The 12,353-nt window shown below is 67.4% G+C and carries 8 protein-coding genes; 7 read left to right on the top strand and 1 reads right to left on the bottom strand.

Going from position 1 to position 12,353, the window contains the following annotated elements:
• The first annotated feature begins 106 nt into the window (after nt 1-106).
• The 4 genes from QGN17_RS17060 to QGN17_RS17045 are packed head-to-tail and all read left to right on the top strand — an operon-like array spanning nt 107 to nt 7,664.
• A complete protein-coding gene (locus tag QGN17_RS17060; protein WP_281045810.1) occupies nt 107-1,822 on the top strand; it encodes a non-ribosomal peptide synthetase in 1,716 nt (571 codons plus the stop codon).
• A complete protein-coding gene (locus QGN17_RS17055; RefSeq protein WP_281045809.1) occupies nt 1,822-3,051 on the top strand; it encodes a cytochrome P450 in 1,230 nt (409 codons plus the stop codon). The genes QGN17_RS17060 and QGN17_RS17055 overlap by 1 nt, the downstream gene beginning before the upstream one ends.
• A complete protein-coding gene (locus QGN17_RS17050) occupies nt 3,044-7,015 on the top strand; it encodes a non-ribosomal peptide synthetase (protein WP_281045808.1) in 3,972 nt (1,323 codons plus the stop codon). Before QGN17_RS17055 ends, QGN17_RS17050 begins: the two co-directional genes overlap by 8 nt.
• 4 nt (nt 7,016-7,019) lie before the next feature.
• The gene (locus tag QGN17_RS17045; protein WP_281045807.1) at nt 7,020-7,664 is read left to right on the top strand and encodes a 4'-phosphopantetheinyl transferase family protein; all 645 of its coding nucleotides are present in this window, start codon (nt 7,020-7,022) and stop codon (nt 7,662-7,664) included.
• 108 nt (nt 7,665-7,772) lie between these two features.
• Here the strand turns inward: QGN17_RS17045 and QGN17_RS17040 are convergent, their stop codons facing one another.
• Entirely contained in the window at nt 7,773-8,039 is a 267-nt protein-coding gene (locus tag QGN17_RS17040) for a hypothetical protein (RefSeq protein WP_281045806.1), read from the bottom strand.
• 315 nt (nt 8,040-8,354) lie between these two features.
• Here QGN17_RS17040 and QGN17_RS17035 point away from each other — a divergent pair, with 315 nt between their 5' ends.
• The 3 genes from QGN17_RS17035 (at nt 8,355) to QGN17_RS17025 (ending at nt 12,176) form a co-directional block, all read left to right on the top strand.
• Nucleotides 8,355-8,897, top strand: coding sequence for an RNA polymerase sigma factor (locus QGN17_RS17035; RefSeq protein ID WP_281045805.1), 543 nt, complete (start codon nt 8,355-8,357; stop codon nt 8,895-8,897).
• Nucleotides 8,884-9,858, top strand: coding sequence for a FecR family protein (locus tag QGN17_RS17030; RefSeq protein WP_281045804.1), 975 nt, complete (start codon nt 8,884-8,886; stop codon nt 9,856-9,858). The genes QGN17_RS17035 and QGN17_RS17030 overlap by 14 nt, the downstream gene beginning before the upstream one ends.
• Nucleotides 9,859-9,923: 65 nt before the next feature.
• Complete coding sequence (locus tag QGN17_RS17025) at nt 9,924-12,176, top strand: TonB-dependent receptor (RefSeq protein ID WP_281045803.1); 2,253 nt, start codon at nt 9,924-9,926, stop codon at nt 12,174-12,176.
• Nucleotides 12,177-12,353 lie beyond the last annotated feature (177 nt).

Here is a 12,353-nt window from a genome sequence, read left to right as displayed (position 1 = left end):
TGTTACTTCGTTAAATGGACATCCTCCGGGGGGAATGGAGGTGGGCATGAACATTTACTCGGGGACATACCCTTTGTTCGCGTCAGCATCGGACGCCATAAGGGATATGGCGACCCACGCCCCCCATGCCATCGCGATCGAGGCGGCCAAGACGCATGTAAGCTATGGCGAGCTCCACGATCGGGCCTACACGATCGCCGGTCACCTCCACGCCCTTCACGCCATGCCGGGCAGTGTGGTCGCCGTCTGCCTTCCGCGATCCGCCGATCAGATCGCGGCACTGCTCGGCTGCTGGTGGGCCGGGGCCGCCTATCTTCCACTCGACCCTGCCTGGCCCGCCGCACGGCTCGCCTCGCTGATCGAGGACGCGCGCTGTTCGGCCCTGATCGCGCACGCGCCCCTCGGTCACCGGATCGCCGGCGCCGTGCCGCTCATCCAGCCGGGCGATGCGGCGCCCGGCGTCGACATCATCCCGACGGCACGTTCGGCGGACGATCTCGCCTATGTCATCTTCACCTCGGGATCGACCGGCAAACCCAAGGCGGTGGAGGTTACGCACGGCAACCTCGCCGCATTGATCGACTGGCATCGCAACGCATTCTCGGTGGGTGAAGCCACGCGAACGAGCCACCTTGCCGGACTCGGGTTCGACGCTGCCGCGTGGGAGGTCTGGCCCACCCTGGCCTCGGGTGGCATTCTCGCACTGGCCGATGACGCGACTCGCGCCGATGCGACCGCACTTCGCGACTGGCTGGTGGCGAAGCGGATCGAGGTCGCCTTCGCTCCCACAGCACTCGCGGAGCCGATGGCGCGCTCGCCGTGGCCCGCAGATGCGGCGCTGCGCGTCCTGCTGACCGGCGCCGACAGGCTGACGGTCCGGCCGCTGCCCGGTCAGCCGTTCGCGTTCATCAACAATTACGGCCCGACCGAAAGCACCGTCGTCGCCACCTCCGGCGTGGTTGCGTCGAAGGGCGACGCTATCCCCTCCATCGGCCACCCCATCGCCGGCACGCGCATCCACCTGCTGGACGCCGACGGTAACGAGGCCAAGGAAGGCGAGATCGCCATCGGCGGCGCGCAGGTCGCGCGCGGCTACCGCGGCGATCCGGCGCTGACCGCAGCGCGGTTCGTCGATCATGCGACGCTCGGGCGGCTCTACCTCACCGGCGATCTGGGTGCCTGGCTCGCCGACGGTGAACTCGCCTTTCGGGGCCGCGCAGATCAGCAGATCAAGGTGCGCGGCCACCGTATCGAACCCGCCGAAATCGTCGCCGCCCTCAACCGCCTCGAAGCCGTGTCGGCCAGCATGGTCGTCACGCACAAGGGCGAGCTCGTCGCCTATGTGGTGCCGGCGGAAGGCCAGGAGCCGACCGCGCGCGATCTTCGCGCCGACCTGACGAATGTCCTGCCGGACTATATGGTGCCGGGCCGCTTCGTCCGCCTCGCCACTCTGCCGCTCAATTCCAGCGGCAAGCTGGATCGCACGGCGCTGCCCGATCCCATCGCCCATGCCATGGCCGAGACAATTGGGGGCCGCGCGCCCTCCACTCCCACCGAGGCGCGGCTGCTGGAGATCGTCTGCAGCGTCATCGAGCGTACCGATATCGGTGTCGATGAGGATTTCTTCCTGCTTGGCGGCCACTCGCTGCTCGGGACGCAGGTGGTGGTCCGCGCCCGCGACGCCTTCGGGGTGGAGTTGAGCCTCTTCCACCTGTTCGAGGGCCGGACCGTCGAAACCCTCGCCGAGACGGTCGAGCGCCTGATCATCGAAAAACTGGACAGCATGAGCGCGGAGGACATCCAGCGGATGGCGGCGCTCTGATGGCCAGCCGGCCCGCGTCCGACCCGTCGCTCAGCCTGTTCCGCCTGCTCGATCCGGAGGTGCTGGCCGATCCCTATCCCTTCTACGCGCGCCTTCGTACCGAGGCACCGGTCTATTGGGATCCGTATCTGCACAGCTGGGTCGTCACCCGCTATGCCGATGTGCTGACCGTGCTGCAGACCTTCTCGGCGGATCGCACCCCCTCGCCCGATCACATGCGCGCGCTCGGTCTGGGCGAGATCGAGCCGATCGCGGCGGTGATGGTCAGGCAGATGCTGTTCATGGACGCGCCGGCCCATACCCACCTGCGCAAGCTCTGCTCGACCGCCTTCACGCCGCGCCGGATCGAACTGCTGGAAGAGCGGATCGAGACCATCGCCGACGATCTGATCGACAAGGTCATCGCCAGTGGATCGATGGATGTCATCGGCGATTTCGCCGCACCCTTCCCGGCGATCGTCACCGCCCACCTGCTCGGCGTACCGGCGGAAGACCATGCCCAGCTCAAGGCCTGGTCGGCCGATTTCGCCGAGATGCTCGGCAACTTCCAGCACAATCCCGAGCGCATCAAGCAGGTGTTGAAGAGCGTCGCGGAGATGGCCGCCTATTTCCGCAGCGCCATCCGCGAGGAGCGGCGAAAGCTCGGCGACGGGCTGATCCGGTCGCTTGTCGAGGCCGAGGTGGATGGCGCGCGTCTTTCCGAAGAGGAGGTGATCGCCAACGTCATCGTCACGATGGTCGGCGGCCAGGAGACCACCACCAACCTGATCGGCAACGGCCTGCTCACCCTGCTGCGCCAGCCCGACCGCCTCGCCCAGATGCGCGACCGGCCGGAGATCGCCGGCACCGCGATCGAGGAGCTGCTCCGCTACGAGACGCCAAGCCAGCATACCGGGCGCATCTGCCCGCGCGACACGGTGATCGGCGGCACCCTGATCCCCAAGGGCGCGGCGGTGATGGCGGTGATGGCGGCGGGCAATCGCGATCCCGATCGCTTCGCCGATCCGGACCGGCTCGATCTGGAGCGGCAGGACAATCGCCATCTCGCCTTCGGCTGGGCGGCGCATTTCTGCTTCGGCGCGCCGCTTGCGCGGATGGAGGGGCGGATCGCCTTCGCCGCGTTGCTCAAGCGCCTGCCCAACCTCGCGCTCGGCGAGGGCAGGCTCGGCTGGCGCGCCAATCTCGGCCTGCGCGGGCTGACCAAGCTGCCGGTGACCTTCCATGACTGAGGTCGATCCCGCCGAGCTTCGCCGTCAGCTGATGCAGCGGATGCTGCGCGGCGAGCTGGCGCCCGCCGCCGTGGCGCCGGTCATCGGCCCGCGCGATCCGAGCGTTCCGGTGCACCTGACCGCCGAGCAGAGCCAGCTCTGGCTGCACGCGCAGATGGCGCCGGACATGCCGCTCTACAACGAGTCGATCACGATTCATCGGCTCGGCCGCTACGATCATGCGGCGCTGGAGCGGGCACTAACCGAGATCGTGCGGCGCCATGCCATCTGGCGCACCGCGTTCGTCGAGCAGGACGGCGAGCTGGTCCACCGGATCGCGCCGGACCTCGCCATCGCCTTGCCGTTGATCGACATCAGCCACCTGCCCGAAGCAGAACGCGATACCGAAGCGCGCCGTCTCGCCACCGAGGATGCGCGCGCGCCGATCCCGCTCGACACCGCGCCGCTGTTCCGTACCCGCGTGGTGAAACTGGGCGAGGAAGAGCATCGCCTCTACCTCACGCTCCACCACATCATCTTCGACGGCGTCTCGATATATCGCACGCTGATGCCCGAACTGGCGGCGCTGGTCGCGGCGTTCGAGGCGGGGCGGCCCTCCCCGCTCGCCGAGCCGGCGCTGCAATATGCCGATTATGCCGCCTGGCAGCAGCGGGTGAGCGATGAGCAGGCTTATGGTCGTCAGCTGGCCTATTGGCGCGATGCGCTCGTCCAGCCCCTGCCTCGGCTGGAGGTCGCGGGAGACCGGCCGCGCCCGGCGCTGCCCACCCACGCCGGATCGATGGAGGTGTTCGAGCTTTCCGAACCGCTGGTCGATGCGCTGAAGGGCATCGCACGGGCCGGCAACGCCACGCTCTACATGGTGCTGCTCGCCGCCTACAAGGTGATGCTGTTCCGCTATACCGGCGACACCGACATCATCGTCGGCGGCGTGACGGACACGCGCCAGCGGCAGGAATTGCAGCCGCTGATGGGCTATTTCCTCAACACGATGGCGCTGCGCAGCCAGCCGCAAGGCGCGACCCCATTCCGGGACTATCTGACGCAGGTGAAGGCCAGCGTGATCGGCGCGCTCGGCGCCCGCGACATCCCCTTCGATCGGCTCGTCCGCGCGCTCGACATCAAGCGCGGCACCGGCACGCACCCCTTGTTCAACACGCTCTTCTCGATCGAGCCGCCGGTCGATCCCTTCCCCGCAGGGTGGGATCTCACCCAGATGGACGTCGTCGTCGGCGCGGCGAAATACGATCTCTACCTGGAACTGGACGAGCGGCCCGGCGGCATGGCCGGCCGGTTCCTCTATTCGAGCGAGCTGTACGATCCCGCCACGATCCGACGGATGATCGGACACTGGACGACGTTGCTGGAGGGCGTCGCCGCCGATCCCGCCACGCCGCTCGGCCGGTTGCCGATGCTGTCCGAGAGCGAACGGCAGGCGCTCGTTTCCGATCGCAACGATACGGCGCAGGCACTCCCTCACGGCAACGTCGTCGACTGGTTCGCCGAGCGCGTGGCCGAGATGCCCGAAGCGATCGCGATCCGGCAGGACGGCGAGGCATGGAACTACGCCGATCTTGCCCGCCGCTCCGACACGATCGCCGCGCGGCTGGCGACAGAGGGTGTCGCAACCGGCGATCTCGTCGGCCTGTCGCTCAACCGCTCGCCGTGGATGGTCGCGGCGATGCTCGGCGTGCTGAAGGCGGGCGCCGCCTATCTGCCGCTTGATCCCGGCTTTCCGCCCGCCCGCCTCGCGATGATCGCTGGCGACGCGGCACCGGCGCTGGTGCTGGTCGAGGCCGGCACCGAGGGCGCGATCCCGGCGGACGCGGCGCGGCGGCTTCGCCTCGATCGCGGCTGGCCCGACGCATCCTTCGCACCGCTCGCGCACGACGGCGAGGCGCTGGCCTACGTCCTTTACACGTCGGGTTCGACCGGCCGGCCCAAGGGTGTCGAGATCCCGCACGCCGCGCTCGCCAACCTGCTGATGGCGATGCAGGAGCGGCCCGGCTTCGCGCGCGGCGAGACCTTGCTGGCGATCACCACCCTCTCCTTCGACATCGCCGCGCTGGAACTGTGGCTGCCGCTCGTCTCGGGCGGCACGATCGCGCTGGCCTCGCGCGACACCGCGATCGACATGACCGCACTCGCCGATCTGATCGCCGAGGTGCGCCCCGCCGTCCTGCAGGCGACGCCCGCCACCTGGCGCGGGCTGATCGAGGCCGGCTGGCGGGGGGATCCGGCCCTGCGGGTCCTGTGCGGCGGCGAGGCGCTGCCTCGCGCTCTGGCCGACCAGCTGCTCGCCCGCGCAGGGCAGGTCTGGAACATGTACGGGCCGACCGAGACGACGATCTGGTCCACCCTCGCCCGCATCGAGGCGGACGGCGCGATCCCGATCGGCCGGCCGATCGCCAACACGCAGATCCGTATCCTCGACGCCCAAGGCAACGATCTGCCTTCGGGCGCGATCGGCGAACTGCTGATCGGCGGGCGGGGTGTCGCCCACGGCTATCGCGGCCGGCCGGACCTGACGGAACAGCGTTTCGTCGATCATGGCGGCGAGCGCCTCTACCGCACCGGCGACCTCGCACGCTGGCGATCGGACGGACAGCTCGAATGTCTCGGCCGGGTCGATCACGAGGAGAAGATCCGGGGCTTCCGTGTCGCGATCGAGGAGGTCGAAGGCGCGCTCGCGGCGCTGCCGGGCATCGCCGGCGCCGCCGTGCGCGCCTGGCCCGATCCATCCGGCGAGCGCGGACTGGCGGGCTATGTCGTCGGCGAAGGCACGGTGGACGCATGGCGCGAGGCGCTGGCCGCGACCCTGCCCGATTACATGATTCCGACGCGCTTCGTGGTTCTGGACACGCTGCCGCTCACCCCCAACGGCAAGGTCGATCGCGGCGCGCTGCCCGAACCCGGCGCCGCTACCGGAAGCAAGGGCGCGCCGCCGGCGACGTCCGAAGAGGAGGCGCTGGCGGCGATCTGGCGCACGGTGCTGAAGGTCGAAACGGTGTCGCGCGACGACGATTTCTTCGATCTCGGCGGCCATTCGCTGCTGGTCGCGCGCCTGCTCCGCCGGATCGAGGCGGATCATGGCATCCGCCTGCCGATGGCATCGCTGTTCCGCGCCTCGCGCCTGTTCGAGATGGCCGAGCTGGTCGCCGCCGGGCAGGATCGGGAATCTCCGGTCATCGCTCCCATCCAGCCGCGCGGCACCGCAACGCCGATCCTGTGGCTCGACGGAGGCTCCACCTTCCGCCCCCTGGCCGAACGGCTGGGGACGGATCAGCCGTTCTTCGGCGTGTCGGTGGATGTGGTGCTGGAGGCCGCAGGCGGCTGCCCGCCTGATCTGGAGGACGCCGCCCGCCTGATGGTCGCCGCGATGCGGGATGCGCAACCCGATGGTCCCTATCGGATCGGCGGCTGGTGCACGTCCGGTATCCTGGCCTTCGCCGTCGCCTCGCGTCTGCGCGACGAGGGCGAGCATGTCGAACGGCTGATGCTGATCCACGCCTTCCACCCGGTGAAAGCGCGCAGCATCGGCGCGGTGCGCTTCTTCCTCAGCAAATTGCGCTTCCATATCGGCACGTCGCTTCAGCAGCCCAAGGGTCGTCGCTGGCGCTATTTCTGCGCGCGGCTCCAGGGCATGTCCGATGCGGCGGCGCTGGCCGGCGGGCGCGAGGCGGTGCTCCAACCCATGTTGCGATCGAAGCTGGATCAGGCCGCGCTCCGCTACACGCCGCGTCCTTATGGTGGCAACGTGATGCTGTTCCAGCCGGCCGAGCATCCCGACGTACTCGATTTCTTCGAGGATTGGCGCGCGGATGTGACCGGAGATTTCCAGGCCCTCACCATTCCGGGCGGGCATCGCACGATGCTGGAACCCCCTTTCGTCGATATCCTCGCGGATGCGTTGCGGCCGGTGCTGGAGCACCGGCGCGAACCGGCGCGCCGCTCCGCCTCTGCCTGACGGCATGGCCGAGATCACGCTCCACACCATAACGCTCGATCCCGGCGAGGAGGAGATCGCACGACTGGCCGCGCTGATCGATGGTGGGGAACGGCAGCGGGCAGGCCAATTCCGTTTTGAACGTGATCGTCGACGCTTCATCGTTCGCCGCGCGCGCCTGCGCGAAATCCTCGGTGAACGGATCGGCGCCCCCCCCGCACGCCTGCGGTTCGAGGCCGGGTCGCACGGGAAACCCCGCCTGCCGGGGCACCCCTGCCATTTCAGCGCGTCGCATTCGGGTGAACGAATGCTCGTCGCGGTCGGAAGCCAGGAAGTTGGCTGCGACATCGAAAGGATCGTTCCCGATCTCGATTGGCAGCCGATCGCGGGGCGTTTCTTCACACCCATCGAACAGCAGGCCTTGCTGTCCGCGCCAAACGGATTGCGGAGCTTCTTCCGGTGCTGGACCCGGAAGGAGGCCTTCGTAAAGGCTCTGGGCCTTGGACTGTCCTATCCACTGGACAGCTTCGACGTGACGATTGGCGAAGACGCCCGAATTCTCCGTGGCGGCCATGGCCTGGCGCTCTTCGGCGGATGGATCGCGGACGGCTACGCATTCGCGGTTGCCTGCGCCAGCAACGTTGCGATCACCCGAGGTACAGGCTGGTGAAAAGCCTTACGGGCGCCGCTGAAGCCTTTTCGATTTCGAGATCGAGAGGATAACCCCGGTCAGTGAAGCCCGTCCACCACAACTGCAACAGCATACGCCAGGCAACCCTCAACCGAGGGTCGCGGCGAGAATATTGCCGATGATCGCGAGCAGGGTCAGCAATATCACGGCCATCGACAGCGCGATGGCGAACTCCCGCATTCTCATACACAGTTCGCACCCCTTGCCGTGATCGGGACGCCGCGCGCGCGACAATCCCGCAACGGGTTCTGCCAAAATCTTTTGGCCGGAACGGGCGACCCGATTCCCGGCTTCGCTATCGGGGATGTGCGGATCACCGCGATGCGTGACGTCTGAAATGCACGGAAGCGGCATGGGCCGAGGGTCGGGGGGAACGACCATGTGCAGAATTCAATGGATCAGGATGGCATGTTCTCTCGGGCTTTTCTGGAGCGGTCCGGCAATTGCGGGGCTTCCTTCGTGGGCGCTGCCGCCGGTTCACTACGGCGACATCTGCCGACGGCAGGCGCGGGGCGAAGCACGCGCGCCCGGCACGAACCGCCCCGATACGCGGATAAGCCAGATCCCCAGGGCCTCTTTCTGATGGCTCGAACCATAGTGACCATCTTTACCCCTGCGGGCTCGCGCGCCTATCTGTCGGCAGAGGCTGGCAACGCGCGGAGGATCAGGATGGCAGGGACGCTCGACGAAGCGTTCATGGCGCATCGGCCCGCGTTACTGCGCTATTTCCGCGCACGCGGTGCGGGCGACGAAGCGGACGATCTGCTTCAGGATCTCTGGATGAAGCTGTCTGCCGCAGGATCCATCGAAGCGGACGACTCGCTCGCCTATCTCTATCGCATGGCGCACAATCTGATGCTCGACCGGCGGCGGGGGGCGGTACGCCGCCGTCTGCGGGAAGAGAATTATCAGGAGGTGATCGACGACACCGACGAGACGCCGGGCGCCGAACATGTCCTCCTCGCGCGCGAGGCCTTGCAGCGGATCGAAGCCGTGCTGGCCGGGCTGGGGCCCAAGACGGAGCATATTTTCCGTCGGCATCGCGTCGAAGGAATAGCCCAGCGTGATATCGCGGCGGAGTTCGGGGTGACGCTGAGCGCCATCGAGAAGCACCTGCAGAAAGCCTATCGAGCGGTTGCCGCCGCTCAGGCCGACCTCATGAAAAACGAGGCGGACGTCAGGGTTCGGGAGGTTAAAGATGACCGGCGCTGACCCAACGCGCCAGGAAGAGGCGCTCGATTGGGCGCGTCGGATCCACGATCCGACGTTCGCCGATTGGGACGCGCATATCGCCTGGCTGGAAGCGGATCCCCGCAATACGGACGCATTCGACACCGCCCTGATCGTGATCGAGGATGCCTGCGCGGGCCTCGGCCCGGCCCGGATGCCGAAGCATGAACTGCCGGCCGTCAGGGACGCGATCAACGACAACAGCCCTGTTGCGGGCCAGCGACGCGCCTCGCGTTGGGGATTGGGGATCGGCGGCGCGATCGCAGCGGGTTTCGCAGCCGTGCTGGCGGTGCCCGCGCTGATGCACGGCGGCGCGCAGCCCTATCGCATCGAAACGACACCGGGCACCCCGCGCGACATCGCGCTGGCGGACGGCACGACGATCGCCCTGAACGGCGGCAGCATCCTCGAACTCGATCATGCCGATCCGCGGATCGCGACGCTGGTCAGCGGCGAGGCTTTCTTCCACGTCGTCCACGACGCAGCCCACCCGTTTGCGGTGCGGGCCGGCGACGGTGTCTTCCAGGATGTCGGAACGAGCTTCGATATGGTACGCGATGCGGGCGGCGTGCGTGTCGCCGTGCGCGAGGGGGCGGTGATGTACGATCCGAAGGGAGCCGCCGTGCGCCTCGAAGGGGGACAGCAGATCGCGCTCGATACGGCTGGTGCCACGATCAGACAGATCGATCCCGCTGCCGTCGGCAGCTGGCGGCAGGGACGGCTTTCCTATCGCGATGCGACCCTCGGAGAGATCGCGGCGGACCTGTCGCGATCGATCGGGAGTCCGGTGATGGCGGACGCGACGATCAAGGACCGGCGGTTCAGCGGCGTACTCATGATCGATGGCGATCGGGACAGGATGTTCCGCCGCATCGCGTCGGTCATCGACGTTCGCATTCGCCATGTGGGCAACGGCTGGCAGATGACTCCGCTCGACAAGTGAGGCGTTTTGCTCTGGCCGTCGGCCTGGCGATGGCGCCTGCGGAAAGCGCCAAAGCCGGAACCGGATTGGCGATCGATATCCCGGCCCAGCCGTTACGATCCGCCGTCGTTTCGCTCGGCACGTCGGCAAACGCCACGATCGGCATTTCCGACGCATCGCTCGGCGCCGTTGTCACCCGGCCCGTAAGGGGTCGTCTGACCGTCGCCGAGGCGCTCGCGCGGATGACGAACGGGACGGTCGCGACATTCGTGCAGGTCGACAGCCAGACCTTCCGGATCGTTCGCAAGCCTGTTCCGGCGCGCCGGCCGGGTGGCCGCCCGGTTCCCGCCCGGCCTTCGATGGGCGCAGAGCAGCCTGCAGAGATCATCGTCAGCGGGAGCAAGCGTTCCGCGCCGCTGGATGACTATCCAGGCAGCATCTCGGACGTCGATGTCGCCACCATCCGCCCCGGCACGCTGATCCATGGCTCGGAGGCGCTGGTCGACCGCGTCCCGGTCCTGACGTCCACGCACCTCGGACCCGGCCGCAACAAGCTCTTCATCCGCGGCATAGCGGATTCGAGCTTCAACGGCCCGACGCAGGCGACGGTCGGCCAGTATCTCGGCGACGTCAGGCTCACCTACAGCGCACCGGATCCGGACCTCGCGCTCTACGACGTCAAGAGCGTCGAAGTGCTGGAAGGTCCGCAGGGCACGCTCTATGGCGCCGGGTCGCTCGGCGGGGTGATCCGCCTCGAGCCGAATGCTCCGGTGCTCGATCGATGGTCAGGTGCCATCGCGGCAGGGGGCACCGCAACCGCGCACGGTGCTCCGGGCGTCGACGGCGATCTTCTCATCAACGCTCCACTGGTGACCGATCGCCTCGCGCTCCGGATGGTTGCGTATGGCTCGATCGATGGCGGCTATATCAACGATCCGGGTCGCGATCTTCGCGCCATCAATCGTACGACGACACGCGGCGGCCGCGCGACCCTCCGGTTCGCGCCCGCGTCGGACTGGACGATCGATGCGGGCGGCGTGCTGCAGTTCATCGACAGTCGCGACGGCCAATATGGGCTGCGGGGATTCCCTCCTTACGAAAGATCGAGCGTCATCGCTCAACCCTTCGACAATGATTACGCGCTCGGCAGCCTCGTCGTGCGCCACACGATGGGCAGCACCACCCTCACCTCGGCGACGTCGGTCATCTCCCATGATGTCGGCTCCACCTACGACGCCAGCCCCTCCGCCGCGGAACCGACACGCTATCAGGAAGATCACGGGATCAGCGTATTCAGCAACGAGACGCGGTTGGCCCACAGCGCGAGCAATGGCGGCGGCTGGGTGGCCGGAGTCGAACTGTTGCGCAGTTCCGACAAGCTTCGCCGGACGCTGGGTCCGGTTGGCGCGGACGCCAGCCTCACCGGCACCTCCAACACGGTGGAGGAAGCGTCCCTGTTCGGCGAAGCGACGGTGCGTTTGTTGCCACGGCTTTTCGCGACGGGTGGCGGGCGCATCGGTTTCACACGACAGACGGGCGGAGTGCTCGATTCCGGCACCGGTGACGATCATCGCCACGACGTGTCCATACTCCCCTCAGGAGGGCTGTTGTGGAAGCTCAGGCCGAAGCTGTCGCTTTTCGTGCGGTATCAGGAGGGATATCGGCCGGGCGGCCTCGCCGTGCAGGCCAGTAGCGTGCAGCGTTTCGAGGCCGACAGCGTCGCGACATGGGAAGCGGGCGTCCGGCTGGGCGATCCGGAATCGAAATTCATGGCGTCGGCCTCTCTATCCTATGCGCATTGGGAAGATATTCAGGCCGATCTCGTCGATACCAACGGGCTTCCCTTCACGACGAACATCGGATCGGGGCGCGTGGTCGGTCTGGAAATTCTGTCGAGCTGGAGGCCGTTCCGCTCGCTCAGCATCGATGGCGCGCTTTTCCTCAACGACAGCAATCTCTCCAAACCGGCGGCAGCCTTTGCGGGCGAGAAGGACGCGACGCTGCCAAACATTGCCGATCTGACCGCAAGAGCCGGGCTTGCCTGGCACGGCACGATCTTACGCCAGCCTTTCGACCTGACCGCCTCGATCAACTATGTCGGGCATTCCCGCCTGGGCGTGGGCGCCGCGCTGGATCTCAAGCAGGGAGGCTATGCGGATACCGCCCTGGGTGTCAGCATTCCCATCGGGCGATTCACCATTTCAATCGATGTCAGCAATCTGCTCGGTACGCGCGGCAACATCTTTTCATTCGGCGATCCGTTCGGTGTCGCGACGGGCGATCAGGTCACCCCGCTTCGGCCACGCAGCGTTCGGTTCGGCGGCGCCTTCGCCTTCTGATCGTGCGCCGGGATCGCCAGGCCGGCGCGCGTTCGCGGCATCAGGGGCGGACATCGAGGTCGCTCTCGGGAGCGGTTCGATACGCCGATCCCGACGTGGGAGGGGACGGGACGAGGCGAGATCGGCGATCCAGATTCCCTTGCGCCGCCGCCTGGGCTAGGTCGATGCCATGACAGG

Source organism: Sphingomonas oryzagri (assembly GCF_029906645.1).
GTDB lineage: Bacteria > Pseudomonadota > Alphaproteobacteria > Sphingomonadales > Sphingomonadaceae > Solisphingomonas > Solisphingomonas oryzagri.
This window is presented reverse-complemented; position numbering and strand designations above follow the sequence as displayed.

What these genes read in the sequence shown, in the direction of transcription:
- QGN17_RS17040 (WP_281045806.1), bottom strand. Translation starts at nt 8,039, where the DNA reads ATGCCGCTTCCGTGCATTTCAGACGTCACGCATCGCGGTGATCCGCAC.
- QGN17_RS17035 (WP_281045805.1), top strand. Translation starts at nt 8,355, where the DNA reads ATGGCAGGGACGCTCGACGAAGCGTTCATGGCGCATCGGCCCGCGTTA.
- QGN17_RS17055 (WP_281045809.1), top strand. Translation starts at nt 1,822, where the DNA reads ATGGCCAGCCGGCCCGCGTCCGACCCGTCGCTCAGCCTGTTCCGCCTG.
- QGN17_RS17050 (WP_281045808.1), top strand. Translation starts at nt 3,044, where the DNA reads ATGACTGAGGTCGATCCCGCCGAGCTTCGCCGTCAGCTGATGCAGCGG.
- QGN17_RS17060 (WP_281045810.1), top strand. Translation starts at nt 107, where the DNA reads ATGGCGACCCACGCCCCCCATGCCATCGCGATCGAGGCGGCCAAGACG.
- QGN17_RS17045 (WP_281045807.1), top strand. Translation starts at nt 7,020, where the DNA reads ATGGCCGAGATCACGCTCCACACCATAACGCTCGATCCCGGCGAGGAG.
- QGN17_RS17030 (WP_281045804.1), top strand. Translation starts at nt 8,884, where the DNA reads ATGACCGGCGCTGACCCAACGCGCCAGGAAGAGGCGCTCGATTGGGCG.